The organism is Roseivivax sp. CAU 1753, assembly GCF_054482575.1.
Genome location: NZ_JBTLRF010000015.1, coordinates 1 through 19625, shown reverse-complemented (window position 1 = coordinate 19625; position 19625 = coordinate 1). Strand labels below are relative to the sequence as shown.

Below are 19625 nucleotides of genomic sequence, written 5' to 3'. Positions count from 1 at the left end.
CCTAATCGCGGAGTCGCCGAGTCACGTTTGCGATCACTGTATACTCGTTGCTGCGTGTTGTCCGAATCGGTGTTGATGAAGCTGAGTAGGCGCGAAGCGCCATGGATTGCGCATTCACAACGCAGCCCTCCTGAATGGAGTTTTATTCCTTAAGACTGGGGACGGTGGGGCCGGTAGGCCCCACCGCCTATGATTATCGGAAGAGCGACAACAAAGTTTGTGGTGCCTGGTTGGCGATCGAAAGCGCTTGAACACCAAGCTGTTGTTGAACCTGAAGCGCCTGCAACCTCGCTGACGCCTCCTCCATGTCCGCGTCGACAAGCGTTCCGATCCCGGATTTCAACGAGTCACTCAGGCTTTGGATGAAGTTTGCCTGAGTTTCGATACGACCCTGAACGGAACCGAACGCTGCGGCCGAGTCGATCGATGTCTGGATCAGTCCCTCAATGGAGCTCAACGCGCTGGCAACACCCGAGTCCGACGTGACGTCGATATCGGCCACATCTGCGAGGCCACCACCGATGGTATTCCCTGTCGCAGCGTAACCGCTAACCTGAATACCGAAATTGTCGCCGGTCTCAGTCGAGCCGGTGAAGGTGATAGTGGAACCAGACACGGTCGCCCGGACGCTATCGAGGCCAGCAACTCCCGGATTGTCTGCTTCGAACGCCTCCGCATATTTATTGAATGAAGAAGCTAGCTGCTGCGCGACATCGGCAGTCGTATCACCGTCACGCGCGACATAGCGAATACCGTCTGCAGCGGTACCGGTGACGTTCCAGTCAGATGCAAATGCACCCGCACCTCCCGTCAGCGCTGCGGAGTATCCGAAGCCAGCCTCAACAGACGCGATTGTAATATCAGTCGTCGGGGCAGTTGCCGCACCAGTCAACGTGGTTGCGGCCAGGGCAGTACCGGTCATACGACTGTTCGTGGCTGTCCCGGTCTCGGCCGTTGTAATCGCCGTCCCGGACACTGCAGAGGTACCGGTACCGAGGTCTTGTTTCGACACGCCGATATTACTCGCAGAAACGCCAGAACCCGACCGATCCAGAGAAGAAAGAACATTGACTGCCCCACTTCCGGCTTCCTTTTCGGTATTCGACAGCAGACTCAAACCATTGAACTGGGCCGCGTTGGTTACTGAAGTGATCTGATCACGAAGTGCCGAGATATCAGTCTGAATTTTTGCCCGATCAACATTTTCTTCCTGAGCGGCAACGATCTTGCCTTTCATCTGGGTCAATAGATCCGTCACAGTTTCGGACGCCTGACGGGCGACTGCGACCGTCGACTCACCCAAGTTCAGACTGTCCGAAATGCCTTTGAAGCCTTGGACATCTGATTCCATAACCTTGGAAATGGCCCACACGGCGGCGTTGTCCTTGGCGTTCGCCACGGACTTACCGGTTGAAATCTGAGACTGGGTGTCCGCAAGGTTGCGATTGATCGATTTCAGAGTTTGCAGCGCCACCATGGCGCCATTGTTTGTCAGAATGCTGGACATTGTCAGCTGTTCCCTTTTTAAAGACACTTTTGCATCGGTGTTGCCCAAATTGGGCTTCGATAGTCATTCTGACATGTACGAGGCCGATGAAGACCACGTGCCGTTCTGAACGAACGCAAATTGAGCATCCCACTGTACCTACTAACGAAACCCTAATTTGGGCGAGTTCGAACAATAGACTTTAGCTTAAAATTTCTATGCCCGCTTCTCCAGCCCCTTGGGGTGCGAGGTGGACAAGTCACTAGCTTGACCATCCTGGTTGTAAAATCGCAGATCTGAACGACCTCGCGTCGATGCACCAATTTTTTCTGCCACAGCGCGCAACCCTGCAAGCGCTTCATCATATAGTCTTAAATTTCGGCGCAATTTGCCAATTACAGGCGTGCCTGACTCGTTGGAAGGGTCAACTTTTTCCCATGCATTCAACAGCTCTTCCTTTTCGTGCAAAAGCTCTTCAATTTTGGCAAAATTTCCAGTTAGTAAAGCTTCACGCTCTGTGTCCAGAAGTGAGTCCAGCTGTTCAATAACCTGTTTTTTCATCCGTTTTTCCTAAAATTGACTGAACAATGGAAGCACTTAAACCAAATCCGCCGCGAGCTGCTATCTCCCGTGCGTATTCGTCATTCAACATGGACGTGAACTGGTCCTCGCCAGCCCCTCCACCAAAACTTGACCGCGATTCGGAGAATCCAGCTGCGTTCAACATTTCGGATATGAACTGAGCTTCGAGGGCGACTGCGGCAGCCTTTATCTCTGGCCTAGTTTGAGCATGCATAGCTGCCGATATAGATGTAAGCAAAGGTGCACTCCAGCTGAAGACATTTTTACTGATTGTGCGGTGCGGTCGTAAATATTTGGTAACGAAAATGCGGTTTAAGGACATCAAGTTTCTTGGAGAATCCAATGCCGGCGCCGACAATTCCCTCGCGGACAACCCCCGTCTACAGTCTTGAAGTCGCGGCCAGCGATGGCGAACAAATAGACAGAAATGGCAAGGGTTTAAGCGGTACAGGTGACCATCCACTTTTTTCAGATGAGTACGTAGTACTAAAGGACGTCACGCAGGACTCCCAAGAGGGAGACCATCTGATTCCCAAGACTCCTGAGATACAATCGAAACTAGGAAATGAGCTGCATGGTGCAGTTGACATAACTGAGGAATCAGTGGTTGCTACAAGAAGAAAATATGGAGACCAGAATACCCACAATATTCTGGTTCAAGCGTTTTCCAAGCACGAAAAGCCACCAAGTAGCGACCATTCGAGCGCACCGAATGTATATCCCCATAATCCAGTACATCAACCAGTTAATTTAGATGCTGGGTGCAATTCTCTTAGACATAATAGTGTCGACATGCCCTCGAATTCTCGGAAGATCGTCGACGTAGCAGACACTAAACCTAAGAAAGAAAATTTGCCAATTGACACGTCGACTGGCAAGCCACAAAGCATCACCGCGCTTGAAGAGGATAAGGGAACCGTTCAAAATGGCTCGGCAACTTTTTGCCAGAATATAATTTCACACGAAACCGGCACAGAACACCAAAAAATAACTGGGCGATTGGGGCAAGTGAAGATATCTGCGTTGAATGTAAATCAATGGATGCTTGCGGAACAAACTATAGGAATAGTGGGAAAGCCAGACGTTAATGAATCCGGGCATGAACGGATCCAATATATCGGAAAAAATATTAGCACAGCCGCAGCGATCTTGCGGCCTTTTAAACAAATTGAAACGCTCCATGTCGATGAAAAAAATATAGTAGAAAATCGCGGTAACCTCCCGTCAAATTCAAAGACGCAATTTGAAATAAATGAAAGCGTGGGGGCCTTTATTTCGACATATACTTCGAATAATTCACCCATTGATGTTATTCCAATATCAGAAGAAGAGCGCCTGTTGCCTCCCGCAATATCAACCGTGGTCGAATTTTCTGAGATTGATACATCCAACCATAAACTTCACATTGCTTTAGAACAGGTCCTAGTGGCGCGCAGCCCAGCAACTGAAGTTGTCAATTCGCCCTCGCTTCGGTCCATCGTTTCAGACAAAAGAGCTGAAACGGTTCGTGGCTGTGATCCCATTAAGGTCGAAGACGCTCAGTCATTTGAAGTTTCCCATAGGTTGCCACATGTAGATCGATCTCAACACCCTGAAGTTGCAAATCCGTCGGTTGAGATTGCGGCTCAAAGGTCCAATCCGGCTTTTGCACTGGTCTCTTCCAACGTGCAAAATAGGTTTTCGCCAGCGAATTTTGTGGAGTTTTCGGTGGTCAATTCAAGGGAAGAGCCTAAATTAATTACAGGTGCGTATGATTCGAAAAACCAAGACGCACAGATAAGGGAAGCCGGTGACGATTTTTTTCGGCGCAAATCTGCTGGAGAAAGCGAGCAACCAACGATAAAGATTGCTTCGTCAAAATATAGAGCGGTGGGCGAGCTTGGCGACGTCAGAGATGAAAGAGCTTCTGAAATAGATCGCAAAGAGTATGATCATCCTGTCAAAAAGAATGGTCTGCCAGTTGCCTCTACGTACAGATATATCGAGGACACCGATTTTTCGACTGCGTCGAGAAATTTCGGAAAAATGAGGGAGCTGGCCGGGATTGAAGTTCAGAAAACTATACTGCGCGATAGCAATCCAAAGGTGAACTCCCATCAGAATGATGAAGTCCCTATACCGAATGCGAGCGATAGCATAGAGGAGCTACCGCACGAACAATTCGCTGTGACGTCCAAAGTGGAGAAACATCGGACCTCCAATGCTACTCCCAGTCCGATCGCGCTGCTCACACACCTACCTCAGATGCAAACTCCATCCCGGTACACTCTACAACATCAAGGGACATCAAAAAACCAAATGCAACCCTTGCAACCGAGGCATCTACCAGAGCAGACGCACCAGGTCCCTCAATCACAAACAGTAGCCCGCCAGCCACATGTGCACCAATCGCCATCGAAGCAACAAACCGGAGTGCAGGGAATTCATCAGCACGATGCGCCAATAATTCCGGAATATCAGTCGGCTGATGCCGACGTATATGCGCCTGTGCAGAATCAAGCTAATCGCCTTTCGCACGATGTCTTCCAGACAAACCAAGTCAAACACGTGGAACAAGAGCGGGCCAATTTTTCCTCTGTACCTCTGAAAGCAATTTCTGCTGCGATGGACGCACAGCCATTTCGGGAAGACGCAGCGGACGTGCCGCTGTCCATTCGACATGATTCGATTGCGGTAACGCAACTGCACCGCAGTGGCACTGCGCTGCATCATCCGGCCCAAGTTCCGGTTATTCAGCAGGTCGTCGATGCGATTCGAACTGAGCAGGCAGGCGTGATTGATCTGCGGCTCCACCCAGAGGAATTGGGGAGGCTGCGTATCCAAATCACCCCGGGAGAGGCCGGGATGGTGGTGCAAATCCTTGGGGACCGCATGGAAACAATCGACCTACTGAAACGACACGGCCCGGCGCTGGAGCGTGCCTTTGCCGATGAAGGTGTGGAACTGCAAAGCTTCGCCTTCGGATCGGGCAGCAATGACCCACCGCCGGACCGGATGATGCATCAGGATCCAAATGACAGTCTGATTTCCGCAACCGCAACGTCGCCGCCGAGCCGGGAGGACCACGCGTCGCGCGGGGCGTCGACGACCGGCCTAGACCTTAGAATGTGAGCAAAGCCATGCAAATTGATACAAGCATTTCCCCAGCCTTCAGTGCAGGCGCTAGTGCGGAACCGCAGCAGACCGGGACCACCCTGTCTTCCGACTTCGAGACATTTCTTCAGATGCTGGTGACGCAGGCAGAGAATCAGGATCCGCTGAACCCAATCGAATCATCCGACTACGCAGCACAACTCGCAACCTTCGCCGCGGTCGAGCAGCAGGTGCTGACCAACGAGTTGTTGCAGCAGGTTCAGTCCCAACTTTCGGGGTCGGCCATGGCGGAGTTGTCTGGTTGGGTCGGCTCAGACGTTCTGGTGGCGGCACCTGTGATGTTCGACGGCGTACCGATTGAACTTTCGCCGCAACTGGCGACCGGGGCGACCTCTGCCCAACTCATTGTCAAGAACAGCGCTGGCACCGTCGTGAGCCGTGAGGCGCTATCGATACCTCCGGGCCAGGTGCAGTGGGCAGGTACAGACGGTTCGGGAAATCCGCTGCCGCCGGGTGTTTACAGCTTCGAGGTCGAAAGTTCCCAGGATGGCCGCGTGATCGAGAATAGTCCGGCACTTGCTTATGGCACAGTCAGCGAGGCGCGTGCCGATGCAGAGGGCATCACACTGATCCTGGAAAGCGGAGCGTCAATTGCAATGGAAGAAGTCGAAGCCATACGGCTGGATTCCGGAGGGACCTCTTCTGGGTGACGGGGCTGATGCATGCCGCCGTCAAGCCAGGTACGGCGGGTCAGAACAAGGTGCCAGCGACTGCGGCACCTGTCGCCCCCAGCACCAGTCCAACAATTCCCCAGAAGGCCCTGTCCGGCCAGACCGCACGTTTCGGAGGTGGATTATTCTGCGAGTGTTGAACCAGCAAACCCTCGACGAGGCTGGGCAAACGCGGTCCGAACCGTGCGAGTACCTTGGCGGTCTCCTGCAGATCGCGGGCAATTGCCCGAGGCCCGATGGAGTTCTTGATGTAGTCCTCCACCACGGGCTGCGCCGCATGCCAGATATTCATGCGCGGATTAAGCGACCGTGCCACACCCTCGACCACGACCATGGTGCGCTGCAGCAGAATCAACTCGGTCCGGGTCTCCATTCCGAACCGCTCGGTCACCTCGAACAGATAGGCGAGCAGCCGTGCCATGGAAATTCGGGTGGCATCCATGCCGAAAATCGGTTCGCCGACGGCTCGCAAAGCGCGGGCGAACTCGTCCACATCACGGTCGGCAGGCACGTATCCTGCTTCGAAATGCACCTCTGCCACGCGTTTGTAATCGCGCCGGATGAAACCGAAGAGGATCTCGGCGTAGACCCGGCGCGTGTAGGCGTCGATATGGCCCATGATCCCGAAGTCGTAAGCCAGAATCGCGCCGTCGTCGGCTACTTTCAGATTGCCCTGGTGCATGTCGCCATGGAAAAACCCGTCGCGCAGGGCGTGGCCCAGAAACACCTGCAACACCCGCTGCGACAGCTCCACCCGGTCGATCCCGGCCGCATCGAGCGCGGCATTGTCGCCCATTGCGGCTCCCTCGACCCAATCGAGTGTCATGACCCGCCGGCCCGACAGGAACCACTTGACGCGCGGGACGCGAAAGCCCTCGTCGCTTTCGGTATTCGCGGCGAATTCAGAGGCGGAGGCGGCCTCGAGCCGCAAATCCAGCTCGCCCATCACCACGCCCTCGAAATGGGCAACCACGTCGACGGGCCGCAATCGGCGCGATGCGGGCGAAACGATTTCGATGAACCTCGCCGCAAAGTAGAACGCGTCGATATCGCGTCGGAACGCCCGTTCGATGCCCGGCCGCAACACCTTGACGGCCACCACCTCCCCGGTATCGGCGATCGCGGCCTTGTGGACCTGTGCGATCGAGGCTGCCGCGACAGGTTCGCTGAATGCCGAGAATATCTTCGACAGCGTGATACCCAGATCGTCCTCGATGGCGCGCCGGGCCTCATCCTTCGAAAATGGCGGCAACTTGTCCTGCAGCACGCGCAATTGCACCGCGAGCTCGTCGCCCACCACGTCCGGTCTGGTCGACAGGATCTGGCCGAACTTGATGTAGGCAGGACCCAGCGCCGTCAGCGCGCGCGTGACGGGCGGCATCTGCGGGTCGCCGTCGTACCCAAGAAAGGCAAAGGGTCGACCGATGATTCGCGCGGCGATGCGTACCGGACGCGGCGCATCGACGGCATCCAGAACGACACTCATCGCGCCGGACCGTTCGAAAGTCGCACCCGTACGGATCAATCGCCAAAGATTAAGGGGTCCCCGCATGACGTCAGATCTTCCAGCCGGAGTGCAGGCAGGCAACGCCCATCGTCAGGTTGCGGTATTTGGCACTTTCGAAACCTGCATCCCGTACCATGTCGAGAAACGTGTCCTGATCCGGAAACTTTCGGATTGATTCGACGAGATATTGATAGCTGTCGCGATCTCCGGCGATCATCTGGCCCAGCGCCGGGATCGCGTTGAAGGAGTACAGATCGTAGAGCTTCTGCAGCCCGGGTTGGGGTATTTGCGAAAACTCCAGCACCATGACCCGACCCCCGGGTTTCAGAACGCGGTAAGCCTCGGACAGCGCTTCGTCCGGACGCGTCACGTTCCGGATGCCGAAACTGATCGTGTAGACGTCAAAGGTCTGGTCGGGAAAGGGCAGGGCCATCGCATCGCCGACGACCCAGTCAAGGTTGGCCTCCATTGCGGCGGCCTCTGCCCGTTTGCGGCCCTCGATCAGCATCGGCTCCGTCAGGTCGAGTACAGTCGCGTGCCCATGTCCCGCGCGCTTGAGGAAGCGAAACGAAATATCGCCCGTGCCGCCCGCCACATCCAGCAGCTTCTGACCGGGGCGCGGTGCCAGCCAGTCCATCATGGCGTCTTTCCAGAGCCGATGGATGCCAAGGCTCATCGCGTCGTTCATCACGTCGTATTTTGACGCCACCGATTGGAAGACGCCGCGCACGCGACCGGCTTTCTGGGTTTCGGGGATGTCCTCGAAACCGAAATGCGTGGTCTTTGATGTCTCGTCGTCCATAAGGGCAACCCCGGTATTCTGGAAGCGTTGACAGAGCCATACAGAGATGGCGCGCGGGTCACAAACAGTCAAATGAACGCGGTTGGGGTTGCGGTCTTTCCGCAATGACACGCAGGCATTATCTTCACTCCGCCAGACAGGAGCCGCCCGACCATGCCCGAACTTCCCGAGGTTGAAACCGTTCGGCGCGGACTTGTGCCAACGATGCAGGGCGCGGTGATCCTGCGCGCGGATGTGAACAGGCCCGATTTGCGCTGGCCTTTTCCCGACCGGATGGCCGAGCGGCTGACGGGCGCCCGTGTCGAGGCGCTGCTGCGGCGGTCGAAGTACATTCTTGCGGATCTGTCGACCGGAGAGACGCTGCTCATGCATCTGGGCATGTCCGGACGGGTCCTGATCTCGGGCGATCCTCTGGGCAGCTTCGTGCAGGATCATCCCGCCGCCGAGAAACACGACCACGTGGTCTTTCACCTCGACAATGGCGCGCGGATCACCTTCAACGATCCGCGCCGCTTCGGCGCCATGGACCTGATTGCGACCGCGCAGGCCGATGCCCATCCGCTGATCGCGGCGCTGGGGCCGGAACCGTTGGGCAACGCGTTTCATGAAGACCACCTGATTGCCGCGTTCCGGGGCCGGAATACGCCGGTGAAGTCTGCGCTTCTCGATCAGAAGATCGTGGCCGGGCTTGGCAATATCTATGTCTGCGAAGCGTTGTTCCGGGCTGGCATTCACCCGGCGCGCAAGGCGGGTCGAATCGGTGCGGTGCGCGTGGCCGGACTGGTGCCGATCATCCGGCAGACGCTGCTCGATGCGATTGCGGCGGGCGGATCGTCATTGCGCGATTATCGTCAGGCCGACGGAGAGCTTGGCTACTTCCAGCACAGTTTCGACGTCTATGGCCGCGAGGGCGCGCCCTGTCGTCGCGATGGATGCACCGGCCGGATCAGGCGCATCGTGCAATCCGGGCGGTCGTCATTCTACTGCGCGCAATGCCAAAGATAGCTTGATCCGCCGCGGCGTCGTGAGTACCACGTTGGCCTGACAGAAGCGAACGGAGCGCCGTTTCATGGCCTACGAGACGATCATCGTCGAGATCGAAGACCACGTCTGCACCATCAAACTCAATCGGCCCGATGCCCTCAACGCGCTGAACAGCCAGCTGTTGACAGAGCTTGCGGCAGCCTTGCGCGATGTGGACGCCAACGAGAAGGTGCGCGCCATCGTTCTCACCGGGTCCCAGAAGGCGTTTGCCGCGGGGGCCGACATCAAGGAAATGTCCGAGAAGAGTTTCGTCGACGTTTTCATGGGCGACCTCTTCGGCCCGGAGCACGAGGTCATCACCAAGGTCCGCAAGCCGATCATTGCCGCGGTCGCGGGCTACGCCCTGGGCGGCGGCTGCGAATTGGCCATGATGTGCGATTTCATCATCGCCGCGGACAACGCCAAGTTCGGGCAGCCTGAAATCAATCTCGGGGTCATTGCCGGGATCGGCGGAACCCAGCGCCTGACGCGGTTCGTCGGCAAGTCCAAGGCGATGGACATGCATCTGACCGGTCGGTTCATGGATGCCGAAGAGGCAGAGCGATCGGGGCTCGTCAGCCGGGTCGTGCCGGTGAAAAATCTGATGGAGGAAGCCCAGGGCGCCGCCGAGAAGATCGCCGAGAAGTCGATCATGTCGGTGTTGGCCGCGAAAGAGGCGGTGAACCGGTCGTACGAGACCACGCTTGCCGAAGGCATCCTGTTTGAACGGCGCCTGTTCCACGGGCTGTTTTCAACCGACGACCAAAAGGAAGGCATGGCCGCCTTCCAGGAAAAACGCACCGCGCAGTTCCGCGACAAGTAAGGTCGGCACCGGGCGGCGATCCCGGCTTGCCAGACCGGCATTTTTGGCCTATCAGCCGCTCCGATATGCGCGTGATGCCCGCTTTGGCAAGAATCGATCCGGTCGAGGGACCCGGGTGTGGCGTCTGTTTTGCGCAAGACATTTGGAACTCGAACGAGAAAGTCGATCATCATGGCCAATACGCCCCAGTCCAAGAAGCGCGCGCGTCAGAACGAACGCCGCAATGCCATCAACAAGGCACGCCGTTCGCGGATCCGTACGCAGCTGCGCAAGGTCGAAGAGGCAATCGCCTCGGGTGACAAGGATTCGGCCCAGAACGCGCTGAAGGCGGCACAACCTGAGGTAATGCGCGGCGTCACCAAAGGCATCTTCCACAAGAACACTGCATCGCGCAAAATCTCGCGCTTGTCGGCGCGGGTCAAAGCTCTGTCGTAAAAACAACGGCTTAGCCGAATATATATAACCGATTGAAAAGGCGCTATTTTTTAGCGCCTTTTTCTATTTCTACCGGGCGTTGTGGCTTTTTCACGCGGTCGAGAGATTCTTTTCCGGTGAATCGTGAGTCAAGCGCGAAGAACAGTTGCCCGGGTGCGAGCGACTTGGCTAATTTCACCGAGCGAGTCACAATCGCTTGGGGGGACAGGTGGACGGTGAGACGCGCGGGACGTTGGTTTGGTCCTGCCGTATTCAACCGATCCCGGGTCGAAATGCCATCGGCCCGATACGAGGCGCATGCCGTGCGCCTCGCGCTCTGTCCGCAGTACTGCTGTTGGCGTGTTCATCGCCCGTTCAGGTTTGGGGCCTGAAGGTGTGACACCGAACTGCCATTGACCACCGCTTGATTCCTGCCGGGATCGAGGTGGTCGTGCTGTGCCCGAACGACGTCGACTGCGGCACAGATTCGGCTGTGTGAGATGCAACGATCTAACTTGGGGAAAGATCGGGAATGACACTGGAACAATGGGGCGCGGTGCAAGACGATCTGGCGAAAACGCTGGGCACAAACAACTACACGACCTGGATCAAACCTTTGAAATTCGACGGCTATGATGGCGGGGTCGCCGTCTTGCAGGCACCCACGCACTTCGTCGGAAACTATGTCTCTCAGAACTTCGGTGATGCCATTCTGGCGCGGATCGCCGATGTTCAGCCGGATGTGCGCCGCATCCAGTTTCGCGTCGCGGCAGAGCGTCCGGCGCATGCCACGGCGACCACGCGTGCCACCAAGTCGGCCGCGCAAGCGCCTGCAACCGCCGCATCGTCCGGCTCTGACCTGCTTCCGGGGGCGCCTCTCGACCAGCGGCTGACCTTCGACAGCTTTGTCGTCGGCAAGCCCAACGAACTGGCCCATGCGGCCGCGCGCCGCGTCGCCGAGGGTGGGCCGGTCACCTTCAATCCGCTGTTCCTGCATGGCGGCGTCGGGCTCGGCAAGACCCACCTGATGCACGCGATCGCCCTGGAATTACGCCAGCGGAACCCCGAGTTGAACGTGCTTTACCTGTCGGCGGAACAGTTCATGTACCGTTTCGTCCAGGCCCTGCGCGACCGCCGCATGATGGATTTCAAATCGATCTTCCGGTCCGTCGACGTGCTGATGGTCGACGACGTCCAGTTCATCGCGGGCAAGGATTCCACCCAGGAAGAATTCTTTCACACCTTCAATGCGCTGGTGGACCAGAACAAGCAGATCGTCATCTCGGCGGACCGCGCCCCCGACGAGATCAAGGAGATGGAGAACCGAATCCGGTCGCGACTGCAATCGGGTCTCGTGGTCGATCTGCACCCGACGGATTACGAGTTGCGGCTCGGCATCCTGCAATCCAAGTGCGAGACGCATCAGGTCAACTATCCTGACGTGGTCATCGAAGACGGCGTGCTGGCGTTTCTCGCGCATCGCATCTCGACCAATGTGCGGGTGCTCGAAGGGGCGCTGAACCGGCTTTTCGCCTTTGCCTCGCTGGTGGGCAAGCCCGTCACGCTGGAGCTGGCGCAGGACTGCCTGTCGGACGTGATCCGCGCGTCAGAGCGCAAGATCTCGGTCGAGGAAATCCAGCGCAAGGTGGCCGAGCATTACCACATCCGCCTGTCGGACCTGATCGGGCCCAAGCGCGTGCGCAATTTCGCCCGGCCCCGCCAGATCGCCATGTATCTGTGCAAGCAGATGACGGCGCGATCCCTGCCCGATATCGGGCGGCGTTTCGGCGGGCGCGATCACACCACGGTCATGCACGGCGTCAAACGCATCGAGGAGCTGGTGCGGTCGGACGCGCAGATCGCCGAAGACGTGGAATTGCTGCGTCGCGCGCTCGAAGAATGAGTTTCCGCCATCACAGATGACAGAACCGGCAGGCCAGAAGGCCCGCTGGCCTTGACGCACCCGCGCAGACGTCGGACAAAACGGGAAAACCCTGTCGCGCGCGGCTTCACCGCGCCGATCGGGTGTCTCTGGAGGGATAAGTGATGAAAGTCAGCATGGAGCGGGCGGTACTGCTCAAGGCGGTAAGCCAGGCGCAATCCGTGGTCGAACGCCGCAACACCATTCCGATCCTCGCCAATGTGCTGATCGAGGCCGAGGGCGACACCGCGCAGTTTCGCGCAACCGATCTGGACATCGAGGTGGTCGACAAGGGCGCGGCGCAGGTCGAACGGGCAGGATCGACGACCGTGTCGGCGGTGACGCTGCACGAGATCGTGCGCAAACTGCCCGACGGCGCGCTGGTCACCCTGACCGACGACAGTGCCGCCGGCCGCCTGACGGTGGAGGCCGGCCGGTCGAACTTTTCGCTCGCGACGCTGCCCAAGGAAGACTTCCCGGTCATGGCGTCGTCTGAGTACGCTGCGAATTTCAGCATCAAGGCCAAGGTGCTGCGTCGGCTGTTCGACAAGTCGAAATTCGCTATCTCGACGGAAGAGACGCGCTACTACCTCAACGGTGTCTACCTGCATGTTTCCGAGACGGCGGACGGTCGCGTCCTGCGCTGCGTGGCGACAGACGGCCACCGGCTGGCGCGCATCGACGCCGAATTGCCCACCGGCGCCGAGGTCATGCCGGGCGTCATCGTGCCCCGCAAGACCGTGGGCGAATTGCGCAAGCTGCTCGATGACGACGACATGGACATCGCGGTGTCGGTCTCGGAAACCAAGGTGCGGTTCGCGACCCCCGACATCACCCTGACCTCGAAGGTGATCGACGGCACCTTTCCCGACTACACCCGCGTCATTCCGCAGAACAACACCAAGCGGCTCGAGGTCGATGCCGCCGAGTTCGCAAAGGCCGTCGACCGGGTCGCGACCGTGTCGTCCGAGCGGTCCCGCGCGGTGAAGCTGCAACTGGACGAGGATCGCCTGATCCTGTCGGTGAACGCTCCCGACAGCGGTGCCGCCGAGGAAGAACTGGCGGTGGCCTATGGCGACGAGCGGCTGGAGATCGGGTTCAACGCCAAGTACCTGCTCGAGATCGCCAGCCAGGTTGATCGCGAGAATGCCGTCTTCATGTTCAATTCCTCGGGCGATCCGACGCTGATGCGCGAAGGCAGCGACGAAAGCGCGGTCTATGTCGTGATGCCGATGCGCGTCTGACCCCGCGACGCGCGGATTGCGCGGTCGGATTTGCGTATTTGGAAAATGGAAAGGCAGGGGGTGGTGCGTCATGCCCGGCGCTTGCCTTCTGGCCGCGGCGTCGTACTAATTCGGCGTGATGGCGCATTTCCTTGAAACCCTCATACTGTCGCATTTCCGGTCGCACAGGCGGGCGGAATTGGCAGTGGATGCGCGGCCGGTGGCGATTTTCGGGCCCAACGGCGCGGGCAAGACCAACCTGCTCGAGGCGGTGTCGCTGTTTTCGCCGGGCCGTGGCATGCGAAGGGCGACGGCACAGGAGATGACGCGCCGACCGGAGGCGCTGGGCTGGAAGGTATCGGGCATTCTGTCGGGCCCCGCCGGGCGCAGCGACGTGGCGTTTTTGTCCGAGGCCGGGCAGCCGCGCCAGGTGCGGATCGACGACAAGCCCCGCCCGCAGACGCAGTTGGGGCGGATCGCGCGGGTGCTCTGGCTGGTGCCGTCGATGGACCGCCTGTGGATCGAGGGCGCGGAGGGGCGCAGACGATTTCTTGACCGGATGACGCTGTCGTTCTTTCCCGATCATGCGGAGGCCAGCCTCGACTATGAAAAAGCCATGCGCGACCGCAATCGCCTGCTGAAGGATCAGGTGCGCGATGCCCATTGGTACCGCGCGCTCGAGGCACAGATGGCCCGTACCGGGGCGGTGATCCATGCCAACCGGCAAGCGGCCCTGCGGCGTCTGGCGGCGGCTCAGGACGGGGCAGAGACGGCCTTTCCGGCGGCGACGCTTGTTCTGGGTCATGCCGAGGGCGAGATGCCCGAAACCGAGGCCGCGCTGGCGGCGGCCCTGGCGGAGAGCAGACCAAGGGATCTCATGGCGGGGCGCACGTTGATCGGACCGCACAGGGCGGACCTGGCCGGCACCTATGCGGCCAAGAATGTGCCCGCGTCGGAGTGTTCGACCGGCGAGCAGAAGGCCTTGCTGATCTCGTTGATCCTTGCCAATGCGCGCGCCATCGCCGCGGACTTCGGCGCGCCACCCCTGTTGCTGCTCGATGAGGTTTCGGCGCATCTGGACGCGCAGCGCCGCGCGGCGCTTTACGCCGAGATCACCGCATTGGGTGCGCAGGCGTGGATGACCGGGACCGGGGCGGAGCTGTTCGCGGAACTGGGCGATGCGGCGCAATATGTCGAGGTGACAGAGGTGGATGGCGAAAGCCGCGTCGTGCAAGGGATGCAGTCGTGACATTGGGGCTGGCGGAAATTGCGCTCTATTCAGGGGCGCTGCTGATCCTGTTCCTGACGCCCGGTCCGGTCTGGGTGGCGCTGGTCGCACGGGCGCTGTCGGGCGGCTTTGGCGCCGCCTGGCCGCTGGCGCTGGGGGTTGTCGTGGGCGACGTCCTCTGGCCATTCCTGGCGATCCTCGGCGTCAGCTGGATCGTGTCGGTCTATGGCGGTTTCATCGACGCGCTTCGGTGGGTCGCATCCGCCACCTTCGTGATCATGGGAGTGCTGATCCTGAAGCATGCGGATGCCGATATTCGCGGGAACAGCCGCCTGACGCGCCCCGGCATGTGGGCCGGATTTGTCGCCGGTCTGGCGGTGATCATCGGCAATCCGAAGGCCATTCTGTTTTACATGGGAATGCTGCCCGGCTTTTTCGACATCGCCTCGGTGACCTGGGCCGACATGGCGGTGATCTCGCTCGTGTCGGCGGTTGTGCCATTGCTGGGAAACCTGGCTCTGGCGTTGTCGATCGACCGGGTGAAGCGGCTTCTGGCCAGCGCGCGCGCGGTGCGGCGGACCAATATCGTCGCGGGCTGTCTGCTGGTCGGTGTGGGGGTCGTTATTGCCTTTGCCTGAAACGCAAAATATGGGGCAATGACGTGACATTCCCCACCAGAATTCGTATAAATCGCGGGAAAAGAACAAGGAAAGACCCCATGGCAGAGAGCACGGATGTGCCCGAGGAATACGGCGCAGGATCCATCAAGGTTCTCAAGGGCTTGGAGGCCGTGCGCAAGCGGCCCGGAATGTATATCGGCGACACGGACGACGGTTCGGGCCTGCACCACATGGTCTATGAGGTGGTCGATAACGGCATTGACGAGGCGCTGGCCGGTCATGCCACGCGGGTGAACGTGAAACTGCACGCCGACAACAGCGTTTCAGTGGCTGATAACGGTCGTGGAATCCCGGTCGATATTCACGAGGAAGAGGGCGTGTCCGCCGCCGAGGTCATCATGACCCAGCTGCATGCGGGCGGCAAATTCGACCAGAATTCCTACAAGGTCTCGGGCGGCCTGCACGGCGTGGGTGTGTCGGTGGTCAACGCCTTGTCGGACTGGCTCGAGCTGCGCATCTGGCGCAACGGGCGCGAACATTACGCACGGTTCGAGCGCGGCGATACCGTCGAACATCTGCGCGAGACCGGCGATGCCAACGGTCAGCAAGGCACCGAGGTGCGCTTTCTTGGGTCGACCACGACGTTCTCGAACCTCGATTACGACTTTCATACGCTTGAGAAACGCCTGCGCGAACTGGCTTTCCTGAACTCCGGCGTGCGCATCGTACTAGAAGACGAACGCCCGGCAGAGCCGCTTCGGTCCGAGCTGTACTACGACGGCGGCGTGAAGGAATTCGTCAAGTATCTCGACCGCTCGAAACATCCGATGATCCCGGAACCGATCTACATGACCGGAGAGCGGGACGGCATCGTGGTGGAAGTCGCGATGTGGTGGAACGACAGCTACCACGAAAATGTGCTGCCCTTTACCAACAATATCCCGCAGCGCGACGGTGGCACGCATATGGCGGGGTTCCGTGGGGCGCTGACCCGGACGCTGACGAAATACGCGCAGGAATCCGGCATCGCCAAGCGCGAGAAGATCAGCTTTACCGGCGACGATGCCCGCGAAGGCCTGACCTGCGTGCTGTCGGTCAAGGTGCCCGATCCGAAGTTCTCGTCGCAGACCAAGGACAAGCTGGTGTCGTCCGAGGTGCGTCCGGCGGTCGAGGGCATCGTGAACGAAAAGCTTTCGGAATGGTTCGAGGAAAACCCCAACGAGGCCAAGATGATCGTCGGCAAGATCGTCGAGGCGGCAATGGCGCGCGAGGCCGCCCGCAAGGCGCGTGAGCTGACCCGGCGCAAATCCGCGATGGACGTGAATTACCTGGCCGGCAAGCTCAAGGATTGCTCTGAAAAGGACCCGTCTAAGACCGAGCTGTTCATCGTCGAGGGGGACAGCGCCGGAGGATCCGCGCAGACCGGGCGCGACCGCGGCACGCAGGCGATCCTGCCGCTCAAGGGCAAGATCCTCAACGTGGAGCGGGCGCGTTTCGACCGGATGCTCGGGTCGCAGGAGATCGGCAATCTGGTCATGGCGCTGGGTACCGGCATCGGGCGGGACGAGTTCGACATCTCGAAGCTGCGCTATCACAAGATCGTCCTGATGACCGACGCGGACGTGGACGGCGCGCATATCCGGACGCTGCTGTTGACGTTTTTCTATCGCCAGATGCCCGAATTGATCGAGGGCGGATACCTCTATATCGCGCAGCCGCCGCTGTTCAAAGTGTCGCGCGGCAAGTCCGAGGTCTACCTCAAGGACCAGCCCGCGCTTGAGGATTACCTGATCCAGCAGGGCACCGAAGGCGCGATCCTGCGGCAGGGCAACGGCGAGGAAATCATCGGCACCGATCTTGTGCGGGTGGTCGAGGAGGCGCGGCAGCTCAAGCGCGTTCTTGACGCGTTTCCAACGCATTACCCGCGCCGTATCCTTGAACAGGCGGCGATCTCGGGGGCCTTCGTACCGGGTGCAGTGGACGCCGATCTGCAAGGCGTCGCGAACCGGGTCTCGGAGCGTCTGGACCTCATCGCGGTCGAGTACGAGAAGGGCTGGCAGGGCCGGATCACGCAGGATCGCGGCATTCGTCTGGCGCGGATCCTGCGCGGTGTCGAAGAGGTGCGCACGCTGGACGGCACCATGCTGCGCTCGGGCGAGGCACGCCGCACCGGCACCTTCACCGAGGCGCTGCAGGCGGTCTATGGCAGCCCTGCAACGCTGCATCGCAAGGACCGGCACCAGTTGATCCACGGCCCGCTGGATCTGCTCGAGGCGATCTTCGAGGAAGGCGAGAAGGGCAACCAGCTGCAGCGTTACAAGGGACTGGGCGAGATGAACCCGAGCCAGCTTTGGGAAACCACGCTGGATCCCGACGCGCGCACGCTGCTGCGGGTGGACGTCGACGATACCGCGGAGGCGGATGATCTGTTCACCAAGCTGATGGGCGACGTGGTGGAGCCACGCCGCGAATTCATCCAGCAGAACGCCCTCAACGTGGAGAATCTGGACTTCTGAGGTCTTGTAGGATCGCGTGCAATCGTGCGCGATCCCCATAAGCTTGCGCGAATTGCCCATAAGTTTGCGCGGGCAAGTCCGAACCACATACCACACTATTCGGCGATGGTCGCTCATTGAGATTTCGCCTTGGGCGACAGCAAAAATGGGAATTGCCGGAGCGTGCGTTGGTAGCTGGCAACCCGCTTCTTTATAACGCTTTGAGCTGAAGCCTATGAGATACCTGAGCATCAGACGTGAGATCGAAGGCAGCCTGCCCACCGTGGCGGAGCTCCTTCGCCAGAAGGGCGAACACGATGCTCTTCGCGTCATGAGCCAAGCGGACATTGAGATCGTCGAGGTTGGTTACGACAATTGGAATGGCGGCACCGAACTCTGGGCTGTCTTCCTTCGTGTCCCTGTCAGCGTTTTCGTGCCGATCGAGGCCCGCCGTGAAGAGATCGCCGGGATCGTCTCAAAGCATCTCGAACTCGTTACTGGCAAGGATAATGGATACTGGGTGAACGCGGAGATCTCGCCGATGCGTGCCCCACCTCCAGGGAAGCAGATGCCAGACGGGAGGATCAGCGAACGGACCCGCGCCGCCGTCCTTGATGAAATGCGTGCCAAGGAAACCGTCTGGCACGGTGCTTTAGATGAAATTGCCTTTCTCGGCCGGATCTTTGATCTAACCTCCCTGCCTTCTCATGACAGCCGTTTCCAGAACGCCGAGCAGGACATCTGGCAGCACTGCATCAACAACTTCGACTGGCCACAGGATTGGGTCTACAGCGACCCGCGCTTCCGTCTCTATGCTGCCGAGCAGGACATCTTTCTGAAGTTCATCTGCGAAGTTCTTCATCCCATCGTCCGGAAAGACGACACAGAGCAAGACGCGCTCGCCAAGGCGTTCAACGGCCACCTCCGGGCTGACGGATGGGAACTCGTCGAGGACGCCATCATAGATGGCAGACCGGCGTATGTGCCGCAACGCAAGGTTCACGCCTTGGGTGGATCGGTCCAGCGCATCAAGGCTGTGGCGGCCACCCTGAACTCGGACACGCTCTACGAGGACCTTCGACGCCTCGAGCGCATCGGCGACAGCGAGCCTGGCGAGGCGATCGCCCTGGCCAAGGAAATCGTCGAGAGCTGCTGTAAACTGATCCTGGATGATCGGAAGGTGGAATATCCTGAAAAGGCGGAAATCCCCGAGTTGCTGAAGCTCCTTCGCAAGGAGATCAAGATCATGCCGGATGGGATTGACGAAAGCGCAAAAGGAGCAAACGAAATCAGAGGTATCCTGACCAGCTTGGGTAATATCGCGCATTCTCTCGCTCCATTGCGGAACGCATATGGCAAGGGCCACGGCCGCGGCCGCGACTTCAAGGGGCTTCAACCACGCCATGCCCGTCTTGCGATTGGAGCCGCCAGCACATTCGTCGATTTCGTTTTGGATCGTCACCTGACCCAATAGTAGACCAGAGTAGCCACATCAATGTCTGCCCAGACGCACCGTGCAACTACGCCTCACCCATCCGATCAATTTGCCGAAAGGGGCGGGAGGACTAAGCCGCTCCGCGGCATTGGCGTTCTTGGCTGATGGTGTGAACCGCCTGTAACGATGCGCATTTTGCGATCTTCCTGACCTGCCTGACGATTGGGGCCTTCTCAATCGAT

The 19625-nt window shown here is 59.1% G+C and carries 16 protein-coding genes; 11 read left to right on the top strand and 5 right to left on the bottom strand.

Annotated features, from left to right (window positions below; all coding sequences use genetic code 11):
• Positions 1–193: 193 nt before the first annotated feature.
• The 3 genes from ACXYMN_RS18715 to ACXYMN_RS18705 all read right to left on the bottom strand — a co-directional run bounded on the left by ACXYMN_RS18715 (position 194) and on the right by ACXYMN_RS18705 (position 2213).
• Positions 194–1507 (bottom strand): flagellin N-terminal helical domain-containing protein, encoded by a 1314-nt coding sequence (locus ACXYMN_RS18715; protein WP_459015532.1) that lies wholly within the window; start codon positions 1505–1507, stop codon positions 194–196.
• 195 nt (positions 1508–1702) lie between these two features.
• A complete protein-coding gene (locus ACXYMN_RS18710) occupies positions 1703–2047 on the bottom strand; it encodes a flagellar biosynthesis protein FlgN (RefSeq protein ID WP_459015482.1) in 345 nt (114 codons plus the stop codon).
• Entirely contained in the window at positions 2028–2213 is a 186-nt protein-coding gene (locus ACXYMN_RS18705; RefSeq protein WP_459015531.1) for a rod-binding protein, read from the bottom strand. Before ACXYMN_RS18705 ends, ACXYMN_RS18710 begins: the two co-directional genes overlap by 20 nt.
• Before the next feature lie 185 nt (positions 2214–2398).
• Here ACXYMN_RS18705 and ACXYMN_RS18700 point away from each other — a divergent pair, with 185 nt between their 5' ends.
• Positions 2399–5179: a flagellar hook-length control protein FliK gene (locus ACXYMN_RS18700; RefSeq protein WP_459015480.1), complete on the top strand. Its 2781-nt coding sequence runs from the start codon at positions 2399–2401 to the stop codon at positions 5177–5179.
• A gap of 8 nt (positions 5180–5187) precedes the next feature.
• The gene (locus ACXYMN_RS18695; RefSeq protein ID WP_459015479.1) at positions 5188–5871 is read left to right on the top strand and encodes a flagellar hook capping FlgD N-terminal domain-containing protein; all 684 of its coding nucleotides are present in this window, start codon (positions 5188–5190) and stop codon (positions 5869–5871) included.
• Between the two features lie 40 nt (positions 5872–5911).
• On the opposite strand, the gene ubiB is transcribed toward ACXYMN_RS18695, so the two are convergent.
• Positions 5912–7444, bottom strand: coding sequence for a 2-polyprenylphenol 6-hydroxylase (gene ubiB / locus ACXYMN_RS18690; protein ID WP_459015477.1), 1533 nt, complete (start codon positions 7442–7444; stop codon positions 5912–5914).
• A gap of 4 nt (positions 7445–7448) precedes the next feature.
• Complete coding sequence (gene ubiE / locus ACXYMN_RS18685) at positions 7449–8201, bottom strand: bifunctional demethylmenaquinone methyltransferase/2-methoxy-6-polyprenyl-1,4-benzoquinol methylase UbiE (protein WP_459015475.1); 753 nt, start codon at positions 8199–8201, stop codon at positions 7449–7451.
• Between the two features lie 153 nt (positions 8202–8354).
• On the opposite strand from ubiE, the gene mutM reads away from it, so the two are divergent.
• The 9 genes from mutM (at position 8355) to ACXYMN_RS18640 (ending at position 19422) form a co-directional block, all read left to right on the top strand.
• A complete protein-coding gene (gene mutM / locus ACXYMN_RS18680; RefSeq protein ID WP_459015473.1) occupies positions 8355–9206 on the top strand; it encodes a bifunctional DNA-formamidopyrimidine glycosylase/DNA-(apurinic or apyrimidinic site) lyase in 852 nt (283 codons plus the stop codon).
• Between the two features lie 64 nt (positions 9207–9270).
• The gene (locus tag ACXYMN_RS18675; RefSeq protein WP_459015471.1) at positions 9271–10047 is read left to right on the top strand and encodes an enoyl-CoA hydratase; all 777 of its coding nucleotides are present in this window, start codon (positions 9271–9273) and stop codon (positions 10045–10047) included.
• 171 nt (positions 10048–10218) lie between these two features.
• Positions 10219–10482 carry a 30S ribosomal protein S20 gene (gene rpsT, locus ACXYMN_RS18670; RefSeq protein WP_459015470.1) on the top strand — a complete coding sequence of 88 codons (264 nt, stop codon included), beginning with the start codon at positions 10219–10221 and terminating at the stop codon, positions 10480–10482.
• Positions 10483–10993: 511 nt separating this feature from the next.
• The gene (gene dnaA / locus ACXYMN_RS18665; RefSeq protein WP_459015468.1) at positions 10994–12364 is read left to right on the top strand and encodes a chromosomal replication initiator protein DnaA; all 1371 of its coding nucleotides are present in this window, start codon (positions 10994–10996) and stop codon (positions 12362–12364) included.
• Positions 12365–12507: 143 nt separating this feature from the next.
• The gene (dnaN, locus tag ACXYMN_RS18660; protein WP_459015466.1) at positions 12508–13626 is read left to right on the top strand and encodes a DNA polymerase III subunit beta; all 1119 of its coding nucleotides are present in this window, start codon (positions 12508–12510) and stop codon (positions 13624–13626) included.
• Between the two features lie 118 nt (positions 13627–13744).
• On the top strand, positions 13745–14854 hold the full coding sequence (gene recF / locus ACXYMN_RS18655) for a DNA replication/repair protein RecF (RefSeq protein ID WP_459015464.1): 1110 nt from the start codon (positions 13745–13747) through the stop codon (positions 14852–14854).
• The gene (locus ACXYMN_RS18650) at positions 14851–15471 is read left to right on the top strand and encodes a LysE family translocator (RefSeq protein WP_459015463.1); all 621 of its coding nucleotides are present in this window, start codon (positions 14851–14853) and stop codon (positions 15469–15471) included. Before recF ends, ACXYMN_RS18650 begins: the two co-directional genes overlap by 4 nt.
• Positions 15472–15551: 80 nt before the next feature.
• A complete protein-coding gene (gyrB, locus tag ACXYMN_RS18645) occupies positions 15552–17969 on the top strand; it encodes a DNA topoisomerase (ATP-hydrolyzing) subunit B (RefSeq protein WP_459015461.1) in 2418 nt (805 codons plus the stop codon).
• Between the two features lie 214 nt (positions 17970–18183).
• Entirely contained in the window at positions 18184–19422 is a 1239-nt protein-coding gene (locus ACXYMN_RS18640) for an abortive infection family protein (protein WP_459015459.1), read from the top strand.
• The last annotated feature ends 203 nt before the right edge of the window (positions 19423–19625 follow it).